This is a genomic window from Sphingomonas yunnanensis (genome assembly GCF_019898765.1).
Lineage (GTDB): Bacteria > Pseudomonadota > Alphaproteobacteria > Sphingomonadales > Sphingomonadaceae > Sphingomonas > Sphingomonas yunnanensis.
The window spans coordinates 114,830-135,048 of sequence record NZ_JAIOKB010000003.1; the positions used below are offsets into that span (position 1 = coordinate 114,830).

Sequence of the window (20,219 nt, forward strand, 5' to 3'; positions counted from 1 at the left end):
CAGTCGCCGGCAAGCGCGCGCGCTACCCCAGCGCCCCCGCCACCGCCGCCCGCAGCGCCGGCAGCACCTCGGCCTCGAACCACGGGTTGCGCCGCATCCACAGCTGCGAGCGCCACGATGGATGCGGCAGCGGGAATAGCGCCGGCAGGTGCGCGCGATAGTCCGCCACGCGCGGGGTCAGCGCGCCGGGGCCGAGCGCGTGCGCCTGGGCGTAGCTGCCGACCAACAGCGTCAGGCGCACCTCGGGCATCGCGGCCAGCAGCGACTCGCGCCACCGCGCCGCGCAGGCGCGGGGCGGGGGGCGGTCACCTCCCGCGGCGCGGCCGGGATAGCAGAAGGCCATCGGCAGCGTCGCGACGCGCGCCGCGTCGTAGAACGTCGCGGCGTCGATCCCCATCCACTCGCGCAGTCGGTCGCCCGAGGCGTCGCCGAACGGGCGGCCGCTGGCGTGCACCTTGCTGCCCGGCGCCTGGCTCGCGATGACGAGCCGCGCGCTGGGCGAGACCTGGATCACCGGCCGCGCACCGAGCGGCAGGTCCGCGGCGCAGGCGGCACAGGCGCGCACCCGCGCCACGAGCTGGTCGAACGTTTCCACCGCGGCGGAGGTAAGCCGCCCGGCCCGCCGCGCAAGAGAGGGGGCTTGGCCGCACCCGCCGCACGCGCCATCTTGCGCGGCGGAGGCGCGCGCGATGGATGACCTACCCCCCGACAGCAAGCTCACCCGGTCGAAGCGGCGCTGGGCCGAGGAGCGCAAGTTCGCCGACGCCGCGCCGCCGGCGGATCGCGCGCGGTTGCCGCCGGGTCAGCATCTCGTCACCAACTGGCCGGTGCTCGACCTCGGCCAGACGCCCGACATCGCGACCGCGCGCTGGCGGCTCGAGCTCGGCGGGCTGGTCGAGCGGCCGGTCACGCTCGACTGGACCGCCTTCACTGCGCTGCCCGAGACCCGCTCGCGTTCGGACATCCACTGCGTCACCAGCTGGTCGCGCTACGACAATGACTGGAGCGGAGTGAGCACGCGCGACCTGCTCGACCTGGTGCAGCCGCGCGCCGAAGCGCAGGCGGTGATGCTCCACGGCTATGACGGCTATACCACCAACCTGCTGCTCGCCGACTTCGCCGCGGCGGAGTCGCTGGTCGCGCACGGCTGGCAGGGCAGGCCTTTGTCGCGCGAGCATGGCGGGCCGGCGCGGCTGATCATCCCGCACCTGTACTTCTGGAAGAGCGCCAAGTGGATCCGCCGGATCGAGCTGATCGCGTGCGACGCACCGGGCTTCTGGGAGGTCAACGGCTATCACCTGCGCGGCGACCCGTGGAAGGCGCAGCGTTACGGGTGAGGTGAGGGAAGCTGGCGCACCCGACAGGATCATAACCGGTCGTTCGCCGCTGTCCGCTATCGACCGCTTAGCCCTGTGCGTTCCTGATAAATTCTCGTTCCTCGTCTCGCATCTGTTCGTCGACGTTCGTCTCGCTCCGCGCGAGAGTGTGGGAGTGGACGTGGGAGCAGAATGGCTAAGCTGACCGCCTTGGCCGTTAAGAACGCAAAGCCTGGCCGACATGGCGACGGCGATGGCTCGTACCTGCTCGTCGGTCCGACTGGCGCAAAGTCGTGGATGATCCGCATTCAGCAGAACGGCAAGCGGCGCGACATAGGCTTGGGCTCGATCGCTGCACTCAGCCTGTCTGAGGCGCGTCAGCGAGCAGTCGACCTTCGTAAGCACGCGCTGAACGGCAGGGATCCGATTGCCGAGCGTGATCGAGACAGGCGGCCTACTCCCACCGTCCGGGAAGCTACGAAGGCGGCGCGCGAGGCGCTCCGGTCGGGCTGGGTGGAGAAGAATGCCGCCGCCTTTCTCACCTCTCTTGCGACGCACACCTATCCCGCAATCGGCAACCTTCGGGTGGACACAATTGAGGCGGGACATATCCGCGATATGCTGGCGCCGATCTGGACGACGAAGCCCGAGCTTGCGCGCAAGGTGCGGATGCGGGTCGGGCAGGTGCTGAACTTCAGTCACTCTAAGGGTTGGCGCGCGACCGAGGCACCTGGCCGCTCGATCACCGCGGGTCTTCCTAACCAGCCTTCCGGCAAGAACTTCAAGGCCATGCCATATGCCGACGTGCCCGCATTTATGGCCGACCTCCGCAGCAAGCCGCTGACGGCCGGCCGCGCCGCACTGATGTTCCAGGTGCTTACCGCTGCGCGGCCCGGTGAGGCGCGGGCGGCGCAGTGAGGGCAGATAGACCTCGAAAAACAGGAGTGGATCCGACCAGCAGATATGATGAAAGGTGGCGAGGCCCACACGGTTACGCTGAGCGAGGCGGCTATCTCGCTGCTCAATGAGTTGCGAGACCAGCGCAAGCGCAAGGCGTACGAGCTGATCTTCGTCGGCCGGCGAGGGGGCATGCTCTCTGACATGACCCTCAACAAGGTTCTTCGTGACGCGCAGCTGCCATACGACGCTCACGGCTTTCGAAGCTCATTTCGCGACTGGGTTGCCGAGAAGATGCCCCATGTACCCGACCCGGTAGCGAAGGCTGCTCTTGCCGACGCTGCTGAGGACCTGAGCGGCAATCGCCGTGACTTGGGTGGGCTGCGGCATCGATCTGCGCCAAGCCGCATCACGGCTTCATGCCCCGCTATCGATTTACCATCAGCGACGACAAAGGTGAGATCGGCAATAAGGTTGTCGATCTGCCCAACCTCTCGGCTGCAAAGACGCAGGCCGTTGAGGAAGCGAGCCGTGCGCTGGCAATCATCGACGGGTCTTTTTGGCCAGACGGACACCTGCAGATTGATGTCACCGACGAGAGCGATCTCGTCGTGGCAACCTTAATGACGTCTGGTTCGAGTCACCAGCGAGCGGAAAGCGCTTCGACGCATGAAAGGCGACCTTGATCTAAGTCGCTGACTCAATCCGAGAAATAGCGAAGCAGCGCTGCTACAACCGGGTTGGCCGCCAACCCCCGGTGGCTCCCCCGTGATCCCGCGCTACGTCCCCCCGGCTCCAGCGTCGGATCACATCGGGTGAGAGGTGGCGCATGACGATCGAGGTAATTCTGACCCAAGGTAAGGTCCTGGTCGACATCAACACGCCTACTCCGTGCGCTGCAACGCTTGAGCCTGCCGAGGCTATCAACCTCGCAATGAAGCTGCTCTCGGCTGCGATGGATGCGAGTGAGGGAGACGCGCTTGGCGGCAAACTGCCGTGAGCCGCTCCCTGCGTGGTCCACGATCGCTCCAGCTAGTCCAACAGGGATGGATGCAAATTGCTTTGACGGACAGGGCGTGGGTGAGCCTTGATCGAGCAATAAGTACGAGGAGAGCGAGTCGTGGCTAAGAAAGCTGCGTTCATCCTCTTAGTTGAGGATGACCCTGACATAAGCGCCATTGCGGTCATGGCCTTGCACCTTGATCCCGCGCTCACGGTAACGCCTATGCGCACCGGTGATGATGCGCTGCAGCATCTCGGGAGCTCCCCGAAGCCGGATCTTATATTGGTCGATAACAACCTTCCCGACATGGATGGGGTCGCGCTGGTGAAGGCGATCAAGGCTTTCGTGAGTGAAGCTCCGCCGATCGCATTCTTTACGGCCGCGGTACGATCGTCTGACATCGAGCGCTATGAGGCGGCCGGCGCGGTCGGTACGATCGCCAAGCCGTTCGATCCGGTCGGTCTAGCCGCCCAGGTACGAGCGCTACTTCCTTCGACGTTGGGCTAAGTCGCTGCGTCGATTCTGGTCACCGGGAGTAGAGGCTTCGTTCGTCGCAGCGTGCTAGCCTTAGCTGGCGCTCTGACGATGAAAGGCTCTGACGTGACCGACCGGCGGGACATAGTGGAAGCGTTTGTCGTCGCCTTTGCCGACGCGTTCGAGAGCCGCGCAATCGAGGTGGCGGAAAGTCAGTGCGACAAGGCAGATGGCATCGTTCGGGAGCGTTGGCAGCACGTTATAGACGCGTGCGGCGCGCGGATCGGCTAAGCGGGCCGGCAACGTTAAACAAGGTTAGCGCGCCGCGACTTTGATTCACCCGATCGACCCACTCCCTGTTCCGCCTTCACCGTCACCCATACTGTCTTTTGCGGGCTCAACTCGGGACATCCTACGAGCCTTACACCATATCTCGATGATAGCGGTGTGATCGATACGAATGGCATCCTCGATCGCGGCATCATCGTTAAGGGCGTCTACGTCGACGCGATCAAGGATGCTGTCGTCGTCTCGCAGGCGATATAAACGAAACAATGGCATGGTGGCCCCCGGCTTCTATGAGCGGGAGCACTCCAGTGCCTCTCAGCCACAGGCGTCCACGACTTGGCGCGCGATCCCTACCCATAGCCTTGATCCCTGACGCTTGCTCCATCATTCCGACCGAAGAACCTGCCTCGAAGCGCCAGGTTGATGCGCATCATCACGAAAGCACGGGCCGCGCAGGCTCGCCGCGCCGTTAGAGCAGCATGCTGACGCCATTCTGGATCATGACGGGCTTGGTCGCGATTTTGCTCTTCCTCGGCCTCGTAGGCGCCGCAGGGCGTGCAGCTTCCCGTCGACGCCACGGAAAGAAAAAGTAAAAGGCAGGAGGGTCTAAATGCTTGAGACGCGGGACTTTTGCCGCACGCGCGCTGCGGCCGAACGGGCTGCAGCGGATGAGACGACCCTACCTATGGTACGCCGACGGCACACCCCGCCGAAGACTGGGAGCGCATGGCGCAACGTGGTGAAAAGCATGCCGAAAGGCAGGCTGCTCGTCGGATCGACGAGGCAATTGTCTGTGTATAAAAGCTTGGGTCATCGCAAGTGGATCTGCGGCACCACGCGGTGGCGGAGCCCCGCGCAGGTTGTGCCGTCTGAAGCGGCTCCGCATAGTTCAAGCCAGGTGGCCGACAGATTATCTGCAGTTGCGTACGAAGAGACATCGGTGACGGTTAGGGGTCGAGCTGGAGTTGTACATAGCTATGACCGAACGTAAACCTCCCGTGCTCGTTGTTGAGGACGAGATCTATATCCGGATGGTCGCGGTCGATACCCTTGAGGAGCGCGGGTACACCATGTTGGAGGCCGGGGGCGCGGCTGAAGCGGTCGCTTTGATCGAGCGGGCACCCGGCATCGCGCTAATTTTCACCGATATAAACATGCCAGGCGATAAGGACGGTCTCGACCTTGCTGCCGAAGTCGCAAGGCGTTGGCCTGAGATCGAGATCATCGTTACGTCAGGTGCAAGGCGACTTTCCGACGATCAGATACCTGACCACGGCCACTTCCTTTCCAAGCCGTACTCCGCTGCAGCGCTCACTGAGCTGGTAGGTGAAAAGCTAGCCAAGCGTCCAAAGTGATGGCCATCAAGAGTAGCCGCTGCTCGGCAACGAACCTCCGCAGCGGATTGCTTCGTAGAAGCCGTATCATCCCTTGATGGAGCGACCCTTACGGATGGGCGTCCTGTGCCCAGCGATGACCGCCCATGGGGACATATGATTGTCGAGCCTCCGCTACGCGCCCGCAACCACTAGCTCGGTCGAGCCTGGATAGCCCGACTGGCGCGCCCGCCATCCTATCGTGATCATGGCTGCATCGCATCTCGCGATTGAGGAGCCGCGGCATGCAGGTCAACGCTGAGGGTGAGGACACCGAGCCAGAGCGGGTCGAGGTTCACCTTCTGACCGCCCTGCGGGACGAGCTGATGCGGAAGGTGCTCGCAGCCGCGGTGCTGACGCAGGCTGAGTTGAACGAGGTCGAGGAGGACGCAGCGAAGCGGGTCGGCAGTGTGCCTCGCGCCTGGTAACGTGCGATTAGACGTTGCTCGTTCGACTATGTGGGTCCGATCGAGCGAGCTGGCCGTTCTCTCCTCTGCAACAGAAGGATGCCCGCATGACGCAGCAGACCGAGCACGACCACCCCGATCAGGGCGGCATCAACAACCCAGGCGAGAATGGCGAGGACCGCGACATCCTGGGCAAAGAGCAGGAGGACCTCACCGCGGAGGATCTGGAGGGCGACGGGCGCACCGAGGATAAAACTTCTGATCTGCCTGACGCGGAAACGAAGTTTCTGGGCGACTTCGCCTAATTCCTTGCGCAAGGGAGCGAGCGGATGCGGGTGCAACCAGCCCCGCATCCGCAAGCCAATTTACGCCGACGTGGGCGAGAGCACCTCGACGTAGCCCGTCGAAATTATCAAGCGTCGAAGCATGACCCGGTAGTGAACGGTTCGCTGATCGGTCCCGACGCGGCGCCGCAACAATTTGACAAATGGCGCGTGACGCGCGTGGGACGCCCGCTCGCCCCGCTTAGCTGTCCGCAGATGCATCCGGGTCCGCGAGCAAGGCCAGCTTCCTAAGGGGCTGCTTCAACTACGAAGAATCTGAATGGACCCGAACTAGCCGCAGGCGTTCTGCCATGCGATCCACATCCGCTAACTGCCGGTTGAGACGAGCGCTTATCTCCAGAGGCGACGCTCCTTGCCGCACTAGCTCTCTCAGCGCAGTGACGTCTGTCTGGGTCCATCGCTGGTGATGAGGAGATCGATCAGCTTCAACGACCATGACTCGCCCACTTTGTTCGTGAGATCTCGCCTTGTATAAGTAGGCCTGAGAGGATGTCCCGCATCTGGTCGGCGTCGCCGGCTCGAGTGAATACCACCCGAGTGCCGCCCCCCGGAAGGGCCTCTATGGAGCTTATTTGTGCCGACTGACCGGTTGCCAGCTCTCGCACCGCAGCTTCATTCAGGTTGACGTTGACGGCGCGACTCACTTGACTTCACCAGATACGCCGTCGCTGGAGATAGGCTCGATCCTAACGACAATCGGCAGGTGGTCGGGTTCAGTCATCAGCTTGCGGTTCGGGAAGGATCGGCCCGCAAGAAGCCGACCATAGGCCGCCGCTAGCCCCTCATGTGCAATTCGTGCCGGACCACTGGAGGCCATACTGGCGTTGTAAATGGAGACCTGCTCACGGGCGAGAATGTAGTTGAGATCCACGGTCGTCTCCCACCAGAGCGGGAGCGCAGGGTCTCTCAGCCGTGCGAAGCTCGGATAGAGCGCATGGTGACTGGCATGTGGGTATGGCACTCCGGAATACAAGGCGCGACATCGTCGCCGGCATGGCTTTACCCAAGAAGATTTGCGCCTGAGCGCTTGCATCAAAACTGTCGATTGTGTTGGAGCAATTTTGCGTCAGAGGCGCTACAATTAAGCGACTGCCGAACAAGCGGCTGGACGAAAGTTAGGAATTTGGCATGGCCGACATCAAGGACGTGACGGCCGTCATCGCTTCGGCGCTCGCAGAAGTGAGCTTAGCGGGATCGCTTGACGTCAAGATGGATGGTGGCGAGTCGGTCGAAGTATTGGGCCCTCCTAGCGCCGGCGACGTTGAGGTCACCGTCGTCGTTAGCCGGGTGGGAGAAGGTTCGCCTCCCGATCCGAGGCCTGATAGAGGATGATCAAGTTCTCAGGCGTCACTGCGCAACAAATAGCAAGTTGATCGGGCGCGTATGGCACGCGCGTGTCCAGCCTGAGCGGGGTTGGCAATCAGGAGAAGGTCACTCGGAATGGTAGCGCGCGTGATCCTCCTTAACGGCACTTCCAGCGCGGGGAAGTCCACGTTGGCTGTGACCCTTCGCCCGATGCTACCGGAGACGTTCTGCTTCTACTCCTCAGATCAGCTTGCTGACGCCGACTTTCGACCGTCTGCCGGAGCCGCCCGCTGGGAAGGTCGTGAGGCCTTCTTCGCGGGGTTCCATCGTTCAATCGCGGCATTCGCGGAGGCTGGGCTTGATCTGCTCGTCGAGCACATCGTCGAGCGGTCTACGTGGGGGAATCAGCTTAGAGACCTGCTAAGCCCCTTCGACACGTTCTGGGTCGGGGTACACGTGCCTCTCACCGTGCTGGAGCAACGAGAACAGTTTCGAGGAGATCGCTCGATCGGTGAAGCACGTGAGCACTTCGGCACTCATGATTACTGCGTCTATGACCTTGAGGTCGAAGGCGTGGAGGCGCCAGCAATCGCCAAGCGTGTCGCCCACTCGTGGAGCCGTCGGCACGGCCAGTAGCGGTGTTCAGAGACTAGTCTTCCTGCGCTCGACTTCTGCAAAGGCGTATTCCGCCAGCGGCGTGTCGCGACGGTTCCGGAAGATGTCAGCCATGTCGAGGAGATCCTCGTCGTCCAGCGCTATGATCGAAGCTTGGATACCGGTGAGACGCTGCGCCGCGAGTGCGTTCTGGCTGGCACGCCGCTTGAGGTTCAGGCGAAGCACGTGACGTGCGATAGCACGCAGTCAGATCCTCCGCCTCAACCATAAATGAGCGGAGCGTTCGCGCACTAGCTCCGTTCGTCGCCTGTCATCCTCTGCGAGCGAGCGTGAGCGGCTATGTGTACGCGAATAGGATCGCGTTCGCGCCACCTCGGACGAGGTGGAGCAACCGGCCTGCTGACGCTCTGGGCCTGGTGGGACCATGTCGTGGTGCGATGGATGGAGCGGAAACGGTGACGCAGCCCACACCATTGCGGGTCGCCGCCTCTCCGCCGCGATCCTGGCCTCGACGTCCCCGCCGGGCTTGGAGGCGCAGCAGCCAGTTACCCGGCTCGGTCTTGTTGCTCGCGGTGAGCCCCTCTCTACCCCGCGCTGAGCTGGCGCGCCTCACCGAGCGGATGATCGACCGCATGGGACGAGCTGGACGGCGACCCTGACCTCGAGGACCTGCGCGAGGACGAGGAGGGCACCCACGACCTTGAGGAGACCTACGACGCTTAGCACTGCCACCTGGGAGCCGGCATCGCCGCGCCCGCTCACTCATAAGCCCGTCGCCCGCCACGTCCGGACAACAGGCTTCTCGCGCGTCCACCGGTTCGAGAACAGCCACGCGCTGGCAGCGAGCTACGGGCCTGACTGGTGGCTGCCGATCTACCGACGCGCCTTTCCGACGATCATGTCCGCGGTCGCCGTGGAGCACGACGGCTGGGCGCAGCGTGGCGGCATCGATCGGCTGCTGACGCTCGCATGCGGGCGGACCTACACCGTCGACGAGAAGATCCGCACCGAGGACTGGCCTGACGTCCCGCTCGAGCGCTGGTCTGATGAGGTGCGCAAGTCGCCTGGCTGGGTGCAGAAGCCGTTGGCGGCCGACTTCATCGCCTATGCGCACGCGCCCGCCGCGACGTGCGTACTGATGCCGGTGCCGGCGCTGCAGCGCGCCTGGCGCCAGCATGGGCGATCATGGATCGGGCTCTATGGCCTGCGTCGCGCTCAGACCGCGGGGTGGACATCGGTCAGCGTGCCCGTGCCTCGCGGCGTGCTCATGCAGGCCATCGGCGAAGCTATGTTCGTCAGCTGAGCAAAATGCCCGCTGAGGCGTCAGAACGAGTCGCGTTTAGGTCGAACGGCGCCGTTCTTCTCCCGGCGAGGTTGAAGCCGGAGTCGCTGCCGCCTAACAAGGCTTTGGCGGAATGCGCCGGAACACCCTTCTGCTCAATCGCATCTGCGTGACGGCAGTGATTAGACGGTTGCTCATGGATGGCGACCTATCCCCTATTCAGAACCCCTCCGAGGCACCGGAGGTCGCCTTTGCCTTGACCCGCGGGGTCCCCCGCCTCGTCGATGTAAACGGAGAATTGAGCGCGGATGGCCATCAACCGACTTTGGCGATAGGATCGGTCGGAGTCTCGCCCTTCCCAACGACCTCCCCGCTAAGCAAGCGAGCGCAAGCACGGGGCACTATCCGGTTGATCGGAGCAGCTCACCGCGGCTCCCGCAGGCGCTACACCGTCCGCTGATGTTCGCGAACGCGTTCGTCCAGCCGCATCTTGGCGTGGGAGTAGATGGGGTAGCGCTAGCGCTCAATCAGGGAAAAAGTCCAGCAGAATGAGCTGCTTACAAAGTGAGAAGCTGGCGCACCCGACAGGATTCGAACCTGTGGCCTCTGCCTTCGGAGGGCAGCGCTCTATCCAGCTGAGCTACGGGTGCCGGTCGGCTGCGACTAGCAGGGTGTGCAGCGCCGCGCTACCCGCTTTTCGCAGCGCGACGCGCGATCGTCACCGGCTGGAACGGCGCCAGCCCGCAGCTCGCCCCGCGCGTCCCGCCGCTGGCGTACAGCACGGTGATGATGTCCTGCGCGCACAATTGCCCGATCGAGGTGGCGTAGCCGAAGCGCCGCTCGAAGCCGAGCCCCGGGCAGGCCCGGGGCAGGGTCACTCGGTAATAACGGTCGCCGGTGGTGTGGAAGTCGATCACGCGGTCGCTGCGCACGAGGCTCTCGCGCAGCGCGGTGATCGGCACGCAGTTGCGCGCCTCGCCCGCGGGGAGCGCCTCCGGCACCGTCGGCCCGCGATCGCGCGCCACCGCTGCGCCCGACACCAGCACCAGCGTCACCGCTACCCAGCCGCGCATCCTCGCCTCCTCACGTCGCGCGCGCCGCGGTCCGCTCGGGCCGTGGCGGCGTCTTGGGCTTGAACGCGCAGAGGTCCTGCTCGATGCAGCGCCAGCACTCGGGCCGCCGCGCCTTGCAGACGTAGCGGCCGTGCAGGATCAGCCAGTGGTGCGCGTGGACGCGGAACGGCGCCGGAGTCACCGCGTCGAGCTTCTTCTCCACCGCCAGCACGGTCTTACCGCGCGCCAGCCCGGTGCGGTTGCCGACGCGGAAGATGTGCGTGTCGACCGCGAAGGTCTCCTCGCCGAATGCCACGTTGAGCACGACATTGGCGGTCTTGCGCCCGACGCCGGGCAGCGCTTCCAACGCGGCGCGGTCGCGGGGGACCTCGCCACCGTGCTGGTCGAGCAGCGACTGGCTCAGCGCGATGACGTTCTTGGCCTTGGTGTTGAACAGACCGATCGTGCGGATGTGCTGTTTGAGCCCGTCGAGGCCGAGCGCGACCATCTGCGCGGGCGTGTCGATCTCGGCGAACAGTGCGCGCGTGGCGCGATTGACCCCGGCGTCGGTCGCCTGCGCCGACAACACCACCGCGACCAGCAGCGTGTAGACGTTGACCGACTCGAGCTCGGTCTCGGGATGCGGGTTGGCCTCGGCGAGGCGCCGGTAGAATTCGGCGACCTCGCGCCGGGTCACAGCCCGAGCACCTCTGCCATGGCGTAGCGCCCCGGCGCGCGGCCGGCGAGCCACAGCGCCGCCTTGACCGCGCCGCGCGCGAAGATGCTGCGGTCCTCGCCGCGGTGGCCGAGCTCGACCCGCTCGCCCTCGCCGGCGAACACGACCGAATGGTCGCCCACCACCGAGCCGCCGCGCAGCGAGGCGAAGCCGATCGTGCCCTCGGTGCGCGCGCCGACCAGCCCGGCGCGGCTGTCGACTCGCACCTCGGCGAGCCGCGTCGCGCGCCCCGCCGCGGCGGCCTCGCCGAGCAGCAGCGCGGTGCCCGAGGGCGCGTCGACTTTGTGGCGGTGGTGCATCTCGACGATCTCGATGTCCCACTCGGCGCCGAGCCGAGCCGCCGCCTCGCGCACCAACGTCTGCAGCAGCGTCACGCCGAGCGACGTGTTGCCGGTCTGCAGCACGGGGATGAGCGCCGCGGCCTGCTCGATCAGCGCGTGGTGCGTCGCGCTCAGCCCGGTGGTGCCGATCACGATCGGCGTGCGCGCCGCGACCGCGGCGGCGAGGTGCGGCTCGAGCGCGGCGGGGGTGGAGAAATCGACCAGCACGTCGGCGGCCTGGGCGAGCGGCACCGGATCACCGCCGGCGTCGACTCCGCCAGCGACGGTACAGCCCTCGCCCTCGGCGATCGTCGCGATCGCGCGGCCCATGCGACCGTTGCTGCCGTAGATGCCGATGGCGGTCATGTCGCGTCACTCGTTCGGGGGCGGATCGGAGCACGCGCCTTCGCACGGCGCGCGCGGGAATGACAGTCGCGCGGCGATGGGCGTGGGACAGCGACATCGTGGGCGCTGCGGCACTCACGCTCGCACGTAGAACAGATGTGTCCCCACGCGCGCCACCTTGACCAGGGAGTTGCGCCAATAGGGTACCATCCAATCGGTGTGGTAATGTGTGGCGCGGCCGATCTCGGCGTCGACCTCGCCCGCGAGCGCGCGCCGTGCCATCCGCCGCGCGCCGGTCCAGCCGGCGCGGACGGGACGGCGCCCGACCGACCCGTCGCACGTGAAGGAGAATTGGCAGCCGGTGTCGCGCGTCGAGCCCTGGAACACGACGCCGCACACCGTTTTGGGATAGCCCGGCGCGCGCACGCGGTTGAGCACCACCTGCATCACCGCGCGCTGGCCGCGGCGGTCGTCGCCCGCCTCGTACAGCGCCGCGGTGGCGAGACACTCGACCGCCTGCGCGCGCTCCGCCTCGCCGCCGCGGAAGCGGTAGCGCGACGCGGTGCGGCGGCGCTCGGCGTGGAGCGGGTAGGCCTGGTTGGAGGCGCGCGCGGCCTCGGCGCTCATCCGCGCCGCCGCGGGGCGCGGCGCGCGGGGATGCCAGCTGTCGAGCCAGCCGAGCGTCACCGCCGCGAGCGCGAAGGCACCGACGATCAGCGGCCAGCTCAGCCACGCGCGCGCGCTGCGCCGGCCGCGCCGACGCGCCGGCCGCCGCCGCGCGGGAGAACGGGAGCGTCGCTGCGCCATCGCCGCGCTGTACCGCGCCGCGCCGCGCCGGGGAAGTTGCTGCCGCGGCCGTTACCGGCGGGTGAGATGCGCGACGAGGGCGTCGGCGGCGGCGCGGTGGCGGCCGAAGCAGATCAGCGACCGCCGCGCCACCTCGTGCGGCTCGAGCCGGTAGAGCAGCGCTACGCGCCACCCGCGCCAGTCGCGCTGGAGCATCGCCGCGGTAATCTGCTCGGGGGCAAGCCGCACGACCTGGTAGGCGGTGGAGCGATCGATCAGCCACACCAGGTTTCCCTCGGCGAGCGCGATCGCACCGGGCCCGGCGCGGCACCAGCGATGCGTGATCGCGGCGTCACCGGTCGCGGCGAGCCTCGCCGCGAGTGCGGCGGCGTGACGCCGTTCGACGCGACGCAGCAGGCAGAGCAGCGCGCCGGCGAGTGCGACCGCCAACGCCGCGGCGCGCGGGAGGCCGCTCCCCAGCGCCAGCAGCGCCGTGCCGGCGGCGACCGCGGCGGCGACGCGGCACCAGCGCGGGGACTCGTCGACGCGCCGGCTCGACACCAATGGCACCAGTTCGTGGTCGGGGAGCGGCGCGGTGCGGCGGAGCATCATCCTCCATCCTAGCCGCGTCGCGGGTCATCGGCGGCGCGCGCTCGCCTGATCGGGTCGCGCCGCGGGTGCGCCGGCCGCCTTGGGCCGGCGGCGGGCTTGGCTCAGGCCTTGACGTGCTGCGAGATGTACTTGTTCATCTCGAACATGGTCACCTTGTCGCGGCCGAACACCTTCTTCAGCTTCTCGTCGGCGACGATCTCGCGCTTGTTCTCCGGGTTCTGCAGGTTGTTCGACTTGATATACTCCCATACCTTGCTGATGACCTGGCTGCGCGGCAGCTTCTCGTTGCCGACGATCGCGCCGAGCTCGGGCGAGGGCTGGACGGGCGCGTGGATCCCGCCGGTCTTGCTGCCGGTGGTGGTGGTGGTCGCCATGGTCTTCCTTCCTGTTCGTGCCGGCCTGATCGGCCGGTCCTGCAAAGATGCCGCCGCCGCGACGATGCGCGAGCGTAACGGCGCGCCGCGCACTGGATCGCCGTCGCCGCGGCGTCTAGGGGAAAAAGCATGAGCGACGACACGCGACACACGCCGGACGACGGCGACCTGGTGGCCGCCACGGGCAAGATCCCCGTCCCCGAGGAGGTGGCCGAGGCGGTGCGCACGCTGCTGCGCTGGGCCGGCGACGACCCGACGCGTGAGGGGCTGCGCGACACGCCGCAGCGCGTCGCGCGCGCCTGGAAGGAATATTGCGCCGGCTACGCCGAGCATCCCGAGGTGCATCTCGCGCGCGTGTTCGAGGAGGTCGGCGGTTACGACGAGATCGTGCTGCTCAAGGACATCCCGTTCCAGTCGCACTGCGAGCATCACATGGCGCCGATCATCGGCAAGGCGCACATCGCCTATCTGCCGCGCGACCATGTCGTCGGCATCTCCAAGCTGGCGCGCGTGCTCCACGGCTTCGCGCGGCGGCTGCAGGTGCAGGAGCGGCTCACCGCCGAGGTGGCGGATTGTATCTGGCACAACCTGCGCCCGCAGGGGGTCGCGGTGGTGATCGAGGCGAGCCACGCCTGCATGACCGCGCGCGGCGTGCGCACCCCCGGCGTCGGGATGGTGACGAGCCGGATGATGGGCGTGTTCCGCGACGATGATCGCAGCCGCAAGGAAGTGCTGGCGCTGATGGGCCTGTCGTGACCGCGCGGCGCGTGCTGGTGACCGGCGGCGCCAGGCGGCTGGGCGCCGCGATCGCGCGCGCCGTCGCCGCGGCGGGGCACGTGCCGGTGATCCACTACGGCCGCTCGCGCGACGAGGCCGAGGCGCTCGCCGCCGAGCTGGGCGGCGCCGCGGTGCAGGGCGACCTCGCCGATACCGCCGGGCTGCGCGGCCTGCTCGATCGCGCGGGCGACGTCGATTCGCTCGTCAACAGCGCGTCGCAGTTCGACTATGACTCGCCCGCCGCGATCGATCCGGTGCTGGCGGCGCGGCTCCACGCGGTCAACGCGGTGGCGCCGGCGGTGCTCGCCGCCGCTCTCGCCGAGCGAGACGGCGCGCGCGCGGTGGTCAACCTGCTCGACCAGAAGCTCGCCAACCCCAACCCCGATTTCTTCAGCTACACGCTCTCCAAGGCGGCGCTGGCGAGCGCGACCGAGCTGATGGCGCAGGCGTTCGCGCCGCGCGTCCGGGTTAACGCGGTGGCGCCGGGGCTGACGCTGCCGAGCGGCGACCAGAGCGACGCCGCGTTCGACGCGGTCGCGCGCGCCAACCTGCTGCGCCGCCCGGTCGGCGCCGAGAACGTCGCCGCCGCGGTGGTCTACCTGCTGGAGGCGGAGAGCGTCACCGGGCAGACGCTCTACGTCGACGCGGGCCAGCGTTTCTGCCGCAGCGACCGCGACGTCATGTTCACGAAAGGCGACCTGGGGAGCGGGCGCCGGCATGGCTGAGTTCACCACGCTGATCGAGGACATGGCGGTGGCGATGCGGCTCGGCATCCACCCGCACGAGGCCGCGCCGCAGCGTGTGCTGCTGTCGGTGTGGCTGACCGTCGATTACCCCGGCGTACTCGCCGACACGATCGAGGCGGTGCTCGACTATGACCGCGTGCATGACGGGATCCGCGCGCTGGCCGACGAGGGCTTCGCGCTGCAGGAGACGCTGGTCGAGCGGGTCGCCGCGCTGTGCCTCGCGGATGCGCGCGTGCGGCAGGTGCGCGTCCGCTCGGTCAAGGCCGACGTGTACCCGGACGCGCGGGTCGGCTGCGAGATCGTGCGCCGGCGCTGAGGATCGACCCTCGTCGCAGCCGAGACACGCGTGCACTATCCCGTCATCCCGGCCCAAGGCGGGATGACGAGCATTCACAGCAAAGCGCCCGGCTCAAAACACCGGACCCTCCCGCGCCGCAAGCAACTCGAACTCAACCGGGTCGTGCGCGCAGAACATGCGCACCTCGCCGGCATGATCCAGGGATAACCGCCGCAGCCGGCGCTGGTTGGCGAGGCGCGCGCTTCGATCGACCTCCATCAGTTTCTGGTATCCGCGCAGCCCCGGCGGGCAGTGATACTCCTCGCTGCCGACCTCGCCGCGGTAGAAATAAGCGTCGCCGGCGTGGAGCAGCCACTCGCCGCCGTCCTCCTGGATCGCGACCCCGGCATGGCCCCAGGTATGGCCCGCCAGTGGCACCAGCAGGAGCTCGGGCGGCAGCCCCTCGAGCTGGCGCACCGCGTCGAAGCCGAACCAGGGCTCACCCCCGCCCGCGGCGTAGAGCCGCCAATTCTCCGCCTCATCCCATTGCTGCGGGCGATAGCGCCGCCGCCCGACGAAGGCGCCGCCGGCGCGCGCGTCCGCCACCTCGCGCTCGCGCGACAGCAGGTGGACCGCGGCGTTGGGAAAGTCCTCGATCCCGCCGGCATGGTCGAAGTCGAGGTGGGTCAACACGATGTGCCGCACGTCGGCGGGATCGAAGCCGCGCGCGATCACCTGGGCGCGCGCGGTCTCCTCGCCGCGTAGCTGCGGATGGCACAATTGGATGAAGAACTCGGCGAGGCGCTGGCGCGGCCGCGCCACGTCGCGCGTGCCATAGCCGGTGTCGACCAGCACCAGCCCCGCCTCGCTCTCGATCAGCAGGCAGTGGCAGACGAGATGTGCGCGCGCGCCGGCGCTGGTGCCGTCGAACAGCGCGCCGCCGGCGGGGCAGCAGGTGCCGCAGTTGAGATGATGGACTCGCATCAGGCGACCTCGATCTCGGCCGCGCTCGGGTGCGCGACGGCGCGCGCGTGCGGCGCGAGGCGGCGGCGGGTGCGCTCGTCGATCGCGGGCCGCGCGATCCGCCAGGCGCGTGCGGTCAGCAACGCGCCGCCGGCCAGCGCCAGCACGGCGGCGGCGCTCCAGCGCGTGGTGGTAAGTGGTGACGCCATCGTCTCGCTCGCTGCTGCGGGTGGGTGGGCCATCAACGGCGGGGCGGGGGAGGCGTTGCGGTGAGATACCCCGCAAAGTGGCTGATTTGGGTTTAGGGTCAGTAAGTTGAGCTGGAAATCCTTCCCGGCGCGGGGAGGGAGATTGCGCCGCGCAGCGGCATGGTGAAGGGGGGGGGCCACGAGCGGATATTGCGCGGCCGGCCCCAGCCACCATTCGCTCCGCGACTGGTCCCCCTCCCCGCGAGCGGGGAGGATGTGAGAGGCCCTGTCCTACACGCCTTCGTTCCCGCTATGTTCCCTCCTCCACCCTGTCAGGAGGACCCATGATCGACGAGCTCATCGACGCGGTGATCGACCGCGAGGGCGGCTATGTCCGCCACCCCGCCGACCGCGGCGGCGCGACCCGCTACGGCATCACCGAGGCGGTCGCGCGCGCCAACGGCTATGTCGGCGACATGCGCCAGTTCGCTCGCCCCGCCGCGGTGGCGATCTACCGTCGCGCGTACTGGCAGCAGCCCGGCCTCGACCGCGTCGCGACGCGCGCGCCCCAGCTCGCCGCCGAGCTGTTCGACACCGGCGTCAACATGGGGCCGGCGACCGCGGTGACCTTCCTCCAGCGCGCGCTCAACGCGCTCAACCGCGGCGCGAGCGACTATCCCGACGTGCCGCTCGACGGTCGCGTCGGCCCGGCGACGCTCGCCGCGCTCGACCGCTTCCTCGCCACGCGCGGCGCGGCGGCGCAGGCGGTGCTGGTCAAGGCGATCGACTCGCTCCAGGGCGAGCGCTACCTGTCGCTCGCCGAGAAGCGCCCCGCCGACGAGGCGTTCCTGTACGGCTGGCTCGCCCAGCGCGTCGGCTGAGGGGAGGCGCACATGGCACTTCTCGACGGACTCGTCGCGCCGGTCGCTGGCCTGCTCGACAAACTGATCCCCGACCCCCGCGCGCGCGAGGCGGCCAAGCTGGAGCTGCTGCGGCTCGAGGGCACGCAGGAGCTGGAGCAGGTCAAGGCGCAGCTCGCCGCCGTGGTGGCGGAGGCGCAGTCGGCGGATCCCTGGACCAGCCGGGCACGCCCGAGCTTCCTCTACGTCATGTACGCACTGCTGTTGTGGAGCATCCCCATGGGGCTGATCGCGGCGACCCGGCCCGACATGGCGAGCGCCATCGCGCGCGGCATGAACGCCTATCTCGCGGGCTTGCCCGAGCCGCTCTACACGCTCTTCGCCACGGGTTATCTCGGCTACACCGTGGCGCGAGAGTGGGGCAAGGCGAAGGGGCGGTGACGGAGTAGCTCCTTCCCGCAAAGCGAGGAGTGGATCCGCTAGATCCTCCCCGCATGGCGGGGAGGGGGACCAGCCGCAGGCTGGTGGAGGGGGGCTTCCTCAGGCGTTGTGCTGCGTGGAGATCCCCCTCCACGACCGCTTCGCGGCAGTCCCCCTACCCGCCAAGCGGGGAGGATAGGCTCGACTTCACCCGTGTCGCGCCATGCGCTGCGGATCGGGGGGCAGGCGCATGTGCGCGCCGTGCGCCGCCTCGAGATAATGGGTCGCCATCTGGTAGTGCGCCTGGCAGACCGCTTGGCTCTGTGCCTCGGCGGCCAGCTTGAGTTCGGCCTCGGCGCGGCTCTGGAAATACAGCCGGTCCCTGTCGGTGATCATCGCTACTCACTCTCCGGCGCCCGCTATGCCGCGGTTCGCGTCGTCCTGCCACAGCGTGAGTCACCGATTTCGTCCTTTCCGGGCACACTTGCCGAGACCCCGCCACGGTCCCCATATCGCGCGGCATGAGCGGGAACGATCCACACGCCGCGCCGGTCTGGCACGGCACCACCATCCTATCGGTTCGACGCGGCGGCAAGGTCGTCGTGATCGGCGACGGCCAGGTCTCGATGGGCCAGACCGTGATGAAGCCCAACGCGCGCAAGGTGCGAACCTTGGGCGACGGCAAGGTGATCGGCGGCTTCGCCGGCGCGACCGCCGACGCCTTCACCTTGTTCGAACGGCTCGAGTCGAAGCTGGAGCGCCACGGCGGTCATCTGATGCGCGCCGCGGTCGAGCTGGCGAAGGACTGGCGCACCGACAAATACCTCCGCAACCTGGAGGCGATGATGATCGTCGCCGACAAGGAGGTGACGCTGATCCTCACCGGCAACGGCGACGTGCTCGAACCCGAGGCGGGGATCGCCGCGATCGGTTCTGGCGGCAATTACGCGCTCGCCGCGGCGCGCGCTTTGGTCGACTATGAGCAGGACGCCGAGACGATCTGCCGTCGCGCGATGGCGATCGCCGCGGAGGTATGCGTCTACACCAATGACCGGCTGACGATCGAGACGCTCGACAGCGCCAACTGAGCCGCGCGCGATACCGCGCAGCGACTCAACTTACTCAACATTCGCCGGCGAAGGCTTTGATTCCGCATGAATGATAATCTCACTCCGAAGGCGATCGTCGCCGCGCTCGACGCGCACATCATCGGCCAGAAGGAGGCCAAGCGCGCGGTCGCGGTGGCGCTGCGCAACCGCTGGCGGCGGCAGAAGCTGGCGCCCGACCTGCGCGACGAGGTGACGCCCAAGAACATCCTGATGATCGGGCCGACCGGCTGCGGCAAGACCGAGATCAGCCGCCGCCTCGCCAAGCTGGCCGACGCGCCGTTCGTCAAGGTGGAGGCGACCAAGTTCACCGAGGTCGGCTATGTCGGCCGCGACGTCGAGCAGATCGCGCGCGACCTGGTCGAGGAGGCGGTGCGACTCGAGAAGGAGCGCCGTCGCCTGGCGGTGAAGGACAAGGCCGAGGCCGCGGCGATGGACCGGCTGCTCGACGCGCTGGTGGGCAAGGACTCGAGCCAGGCGACGCGCGAGAGCTTCAAGCAGCGCTTCCGCGACGGCCATCTGTCCGAGACCGAGATCGAGCTGGAGCTCCAGCAGGCGCCGGCGATGCCGTTCGAGCTGCCCGGCGGGCAGGGGTCGGTCGGCATGATCAACCTGTCCGAGATGATGGGCAAGGCGTTCGGCGGCGGGCCGAAACAGCGGCGCAAGCTGCTGGTGCCCGCGGCGTGGGAGAAATTGGTCGAGGAGGAGGCCGACAAGCGCCTCGACCAGGACGAGGTCAGCCGCGTCGCGCTCGCCGACGCCGAGGCCAACGGCATCGTCTTCCTCGACGAGATCGACAAGATCGCGGTGAGCGACGTGCGCGGCGGCTCGGTCAGCCGCGAGGGCGTGCAGCGCGACCTGCTGCCGCTGATCGAGGGCACCACCGTCTCGACCAAATACGGGCCGATGAAGACCGACCATATCCTCTTCATCGCGTCGGGCGCCTTCCACGTCGCCAAGCCGAGCGACCTGCTGCCCGAGCTGCAGGGGCGGCTGCCGATCCGCGTCGAGCTCAAGGGGCTGACCGAGGACGATTTCGTCGCGATCCTGTCGGACACCAAGGCGTCGCTGCCGGCGCAGTATCGCGCACTGATCGCGACCGAGGGAGTCGACGTGAGCTTCACCGAGGACGGCATCCGCGCGGTGGCGCGGATCGCGGCCGAGGTGAACGGCGAGATCGAGAACATCGGCGCGCGCCGGCTCCAGACCGTGATGGAGAAGTTGCTCGAGGAGGTGAGCTTCGACGCCGAGGACCGCGCCGGCGAGGCGCTGGTGGTGGATGCGGCCTATGTCGACCAGCAGCTGGCGAGCGTGGCGCGCAACTCGGACCTCAGCCGCTTCGTGCTGTAAGGT

Annotated in this window: 31 protein-coding genes, 1 tRNA gene and 1 pseudogene; 20 read left to right on the forward strand and 13 right to left on the reverse strand. The window is 67.6% G+C overall.

Going from position 1 to position 20,219, the window contains the following annotated elements; all coding sequences use genetic code 11:
• Positions 1-22 precede the first annotated feature (22 nt).
• Entirely contained in the window at positions 23-595 is a 573-nt protein-coding gene (locus K7957_RS10215) for a uracil-DNA glycosylase family protein (RefSeq protein ID WP_223011895.1), read from the reverse strand.
• 94 nt (positions 596-689) lie between these two features.
• On the opposite strand from K7957_RS10215, the gene K7957_RS10220 reads away from it, so the two are divergent.
• The 10 genes and pseudogenes from K7957_RS10220 (at position 690) to K7957_RS10260 (ending at position 6,063) form a co-directional block, all read left to right on the forward strand.
• Positions 690-1,337, forward strand: a complete 648-nt coding sequence (locus K7957_RS10220; RefSeq protein ID WP_223011896.1) for a sulfite oxidase-like oxidoreductase — start codon at positions 690-692, stop codon at positions 1,335-1,337.
• A 171-nt stretch (positions 1,338-1,508) separates the two neighbouring features.
• A complete protein-coding gene (locus K7957_RS10225) occupies positions 1,509-2,234 on the forward strand; it encodes a tyrosine-type recombinase/integrase (protein ID WP_223011897.1) in 726 nt (241 codons plus the stop codon).
• Between the two features lie 6 nt (positions 2,235-2,240).
• Positions 2,241-2,492 (forward strand): annotated as a pseudogene (locus tag K7957_RS20770) (tyrosine-type recombinase/integrase); the annotation flags it as partial.
• Between the two features lie 140 nt (positions 2,493-2,632).
• Positions 2,633-2,899, forward strand: a complete 267-nt coding sequence (locus K7957_RS20380; RefSeq protein ID WP_246616957.1) for a DUF6894 family protein — start codon at positions 2,633-2,635, stop codon at positions 2,897-2,899.
• Positions 2,900-3,042: 143 nt separating this feature from the next.
• On the forward strand, positions 3,043-3,213 hold the full coding sequence (locus K7957_RS10235; RefSeq protein WP_223011899.1) for a hypothetical protein: 171 nt from the start codon (positions 3,043-3,045) through the stop codon (positions 3,211-3,213).
• Positions 3,214-3,333: 120 nt separating this feature from the next.
• Positions 3,334-3,723 carry a response regulator transcription factor gene (locus tag K7957_RS10240; RefSeq protein ID WP_223011900.1) on the forward strand — a complete coding sequence of 130 codons (390 nt, stop codon included), beginning with the start codon at positions 3,334-3,336 and terminating at the stop codon, positions 3,721-3,723.
• 93 nt (positions 3,724-3,816) lie between these two features.
• Entirely contained in the window at positions 3,817-3,981 is a 165-nt protein-coding gene (locus K7957_RS10245; protein WP_223011901.1) for a hypothetical protein, read from the forward strand.
• Between the two features lie 974 nt (positions 3,982-4,955).
• Entirely contained in the window at positions 4,956-5,333 is a 378-nt protein-coding gene (locus K7957_RS10250; protein ID WP_223011902.1) for a response regulator, read from the forward strand.
• A gap of 263 nt (positions 5,334-5,596) precedes the next feature.
• Positions 5,597-5,779, forward strand: coding sequence for a hypothetical protein (locus K7957_RS10255; RefSeq protein ID WP_223011903.1), 183 nt, complete (start codon positions 5,597-5,599; stop codon positions 5,777-5,779).
• 86 nt (positions 5,780-5,865) lie between these two features.
• Positions 5,866-6,063 (forward strand): hypothetical protein, encoded by a 198-nt coding sequence (locus K7957_RS10260; RefSeq protein ID WP_223011904.1) that lies wholly within the window; start codon positions 5,866-5,868, stop codon positions 6,061-6,063.
• Between the two features lie 679 nt (positions 6,064-6,742).
• Here K7957_RS10260 and K7957_RS10265 read toward each other — a convergent pair.
• Positions 6,743-6,973, reverse strand: a complete 231-nt coding sequence (locus K7957_RS10265; protein ID WP_223011905.1) for a hypothetical protein — start codon at positions 6,971-6,973, stop codon at positions 6,743-6,745.
• A 257-nt stretch (positions 6,974-7,230) separates the two neighbouring features.
• Here K7957_RS10265 and K7957_RS10270 point away from each other — a divergent pair, with 257 nt between their 5' ends.
• Together K7957_RS10270 and K7957_RS10275 are read left to right on the forward strand one after the other, a co-directional pair.
• A complete protein-coding gene (locus K7957_RS10270) occupies positions 7,231-7,434 on the forward strand; it encodes a hypothetical protein (protein ID WP_223011906.1) in 204 nt (67 codons plus the stop codon).
• 120 nt (positions 7,435-7,554) lie between these two features.
• Positions 7,555-8,043 carry a chloramphenicol phosphotransferase CPT family protein gene (locus K7957_RS10275; RefSeq protein ID WP_223011907.1) on the forward strand — a complete coding sequence of 163 codons (489 nt, stop codon included), beginning with the start codon at positions 7,555-7,557 and terminating at the stop codon, positions 8,041-8,043.
• Positions 8,044-8,049: 6 nt separating this feature from the next.
• Here K7957_RS10275 and K7957_RS10280 read toward each other — a convergent pair whose 3' ends face one another.
• A complete protein-coding gene (locus K7957_RS10280; protein WP_223011908.1) occupies positions 8,050-8,247 on the reverse strand; it encodes a hypothetical protein in 198 nt (65 codons plus the stop codon).
• A gap of 673 nt (positions 8,248-8,920) precedes the next feature.
• Between K7957_RS10280 and K7957_RS10285 the strand changes: the two genes are divergently transcribed.
• Positions 8,921-9,325, forward strand: coding sequence for a hypothetical protein (locus K7957_RS10285; protein WP_246616959.1), 405 nt, complete (start codon positions 8,921-8,923; stop codon positions 9,323-9,325).
• A gap of 552 nt (positions 9,326-9,877) precedes the next feature.
• On the opposite strand, the gene K7957_RS10290 is transcribed toward K7957_RS10285, so the two are convergent.
• The 7 genes from K7957_RS10290 to K7957_RS10320 all read right to left on the reverse strand — a co-directional run bounded on the left by K7957_RS10290 (position 9,878) and on the right by K7957_RS10320 (position 13,529).
• A tRNA-Arg gene (locus tag K7957_RS10290) sits at positions 9,878-9,954 on the reverse strand.
• Positions 9,955-9,990: 36 nt separating this feature from the next.
• The gene (locus K7957_RS10295) at positions 9,991-10,377 is read right to left on the reverse strand and encodes a hypothetical protein (protein ID WP_223011909.1); all 387 of its coding nucleotides are present in this window, start codon (positions 10,375-10,377) and stop codon (positions 9,991-9,993) included.
• A 10-nt stretch (positions 10,378-10,387) separates the two neighbouring features.
• Positions 10,388-11,053 carry an endonuclease III gene (gene nth, locus K7957_RS10300; protein WP_223011910.1) on the reverse strand — a complete coding sequence of 222 codons (666 nt, stop codon included), beginning with the start codon at positions 11,051-11,053 and terminating at the stop codon, positions 10,388-10,390.
• Positions 11,050-11,778, reverse strand: coding sequence for a 4-hydroxy-tetrahydrodipicolinate reductase (dapB, locus tag K7957_RS10305; protein ID WP_223011911.1), 729 nt, complete (start codon positions 11,776-11,778; stop codon positions 11,050-11,052). Before dapB ends, nth begins: the two co-directional genes overlap by 4 nt.
• Positions 11,779-11,892: 114 nt before the next feature.
• Positions 11,893-12,564 (reverse strand): cell wall hydrolase, encoded by a 672-nt coding sequence (locus tag K7957_RS10310; protein WP_223011912.1) that lies wholly within the window; start codon positions 12,562-12,564, stop codon positions 11,893-11,895.
• Positions 12,565-12,615: 51 nt separating this feature from the next.
• On the reverse strand, positions 12,616-13,152 hold the full coding sequence (locus K7957_RS10315) for a hypothetical protein (protein WP_223011913.1): 537 nt from the start codon (positions 13,150-13,152) through the stop codon (positions 12,616-12,618).
• Positions 13,153-13,256: 104 nt separating this feature from the next.
• The gene (locus tag K7957_RS10320) at positions 13,257-13,529 is read right to left on the reverse strand and encodes an SWIB/MDM2 domain-containing protein (RefSeq protein ID WP_223011914.1); all 273 of its coding nucleotides are present in this window, start codon (positions 13,527-13,529) and stop codon (positions 13,257-13,259) included.
• Positions 13,530-13,658: 129 nt separating this feature from the next.
• On the opposite strand from K7957_RS10320, the gene folE reads away from it, so the two are divergent.
• The 3 genes from folE to K7957_RS10335 are packed head-to-tail and all read left to right on the forward strand — an operon-like array spanning position 13,659 to position 15,368.
• Positions 13,659-14,285, forward strand: a complete 627-nt coding sequence (gene folE, locus K7957_RS10325; protein WP_223011915.1) for a GTP cyclohydrolase I FolE — start codon at positions 13,659-13,661, stop codon at positions 14,283-14,285.
• A complete protein-coding gene (locus tag K7957_RS10330) occupies positions 14,282-15,031 on the forward strand; it encodes an SDR family oxidoreductase (protein WP_223011916.1) in 750 nt (249 codons plus the stop codon). The genes folE and K7957_RS10330 overlap by 4 nt, the downstream gene beginning before the upstream one ends.
• Complete coding sequence (locus K7957_RS10335) at positions 15,024-15,368, forward strand: dihydroneopterin aldolase (RefSeq protein WP_223011917.1); 345 nt, start codon at positions 15,024-15,026, stop codon at positions 15,366-15,368. Before K7957_RS10330 ends, K7957_RS10335 begins: the two co-directional genes overlap by 8 nt.
• 93 nt (positions 15,369-15,461) lie before the next feature.
• Here the strand turns inward: K7957_RS10335 and K7957_RS10340 are convergent, their stop codons facing one another.
• Positions 15,462-16,313 (reverse strand): MBL fold metallo-hydrolase, encoded by an 852-nt coding sequence (locus tag K7957_RS10340; RefSeq protein ID WP_223011918.1) that lies wholly within the window; start codon positions 16,311-16,313, stop codon positions 15,462-15,464.
• Complete coding sequence (locus K7957_RS10345; protein WP_223011919.1) at positions 16,313-16,501, reverse strand: hypothetical protein; 189 nt, start codon at positions 16,499-16,501, stop codon at positions 16,313-16,315. Before K7957_RS10345 ends, K7957_RS10340 begins: the two co-directional genes overlap by 1 nt.
• Positions 16,502-16,824: 323 nt before the next feature.
• Between K7957_RS10345 and K7957_RS10350 the strand changes: the two genes are divergently transcribed.
• Positions 16,825-17,361: a glycoside hydrolase family 108 protein gene (locus tag K7957_RS10350; RefSeq protein WP_223011920.1), complete on the forward strand. Its 537-nt coding sequence runs from the start codon at positions 16,825-16,827 to the stop codon at positions 17,359-17,361.
• Positions 17,362-17,373: 12 nt separating this feature from the next.
• Positions 17,374-17,781 (forward strand): holin family protein, encoded by a 408-nt coding sequence (locus K7957_RS10355; RefSeq protein ID WP_223011921.1) that lies wholly within the window; start codon positions 17,374-17,376, stop codon positions 17,779-17,781.
• A 186-nt stretch (positions 17,782-17,967) separates the two neighbouring features.
• Here the strand turns inward: K7957_RS10355 and K7957_RS10360 are convergent, their stop codons facing one another.
• Positions 17,968-18,156, reverse strand: a complete 189-nt coding sequence (locus K7957_RS10360) for a hypothetical protein (protein ID WP_223011922.1) — start codon at positions 18,154-18,156, stop codon at positions 17,968-17,970.
• Positions 18,157-18,281: 125 nt separating this feature from the next.
• Here K7957_RS10360 and hslV point away from each other — a divergent pair, with 125 nt between their 5' ends.
• Together hslV and hslU are read left to right on the forward strand one after the other, a co-directional pair.
• A complete protein-coding gene (gene hslV / locus K7957_RS10365) occupies positions 18,282-18,848 on the forward strand; it encodes an ATP-dependent protease subunit HslV (RefSeq protein WP_223011923.1) in 567 nt (188 codons plus the stop codon).
• A 66-nt stretch (positions 18,849-18,914) separates the two neighbouring features.
• Positions 18,915-20,216, forward strand: coding sequence for an ATP-dependent protease ATPase subunit HslU (hslU, locus tag K7957_RS10370; protein WP_223011924.1), 1,302 nt, complete (start codon positions 18,915-18,917; stop codon positions 20,214-20,216).
• The last annotated feature ends 3 nt before the right edge of the window (positions 20,217-20,219 follow it).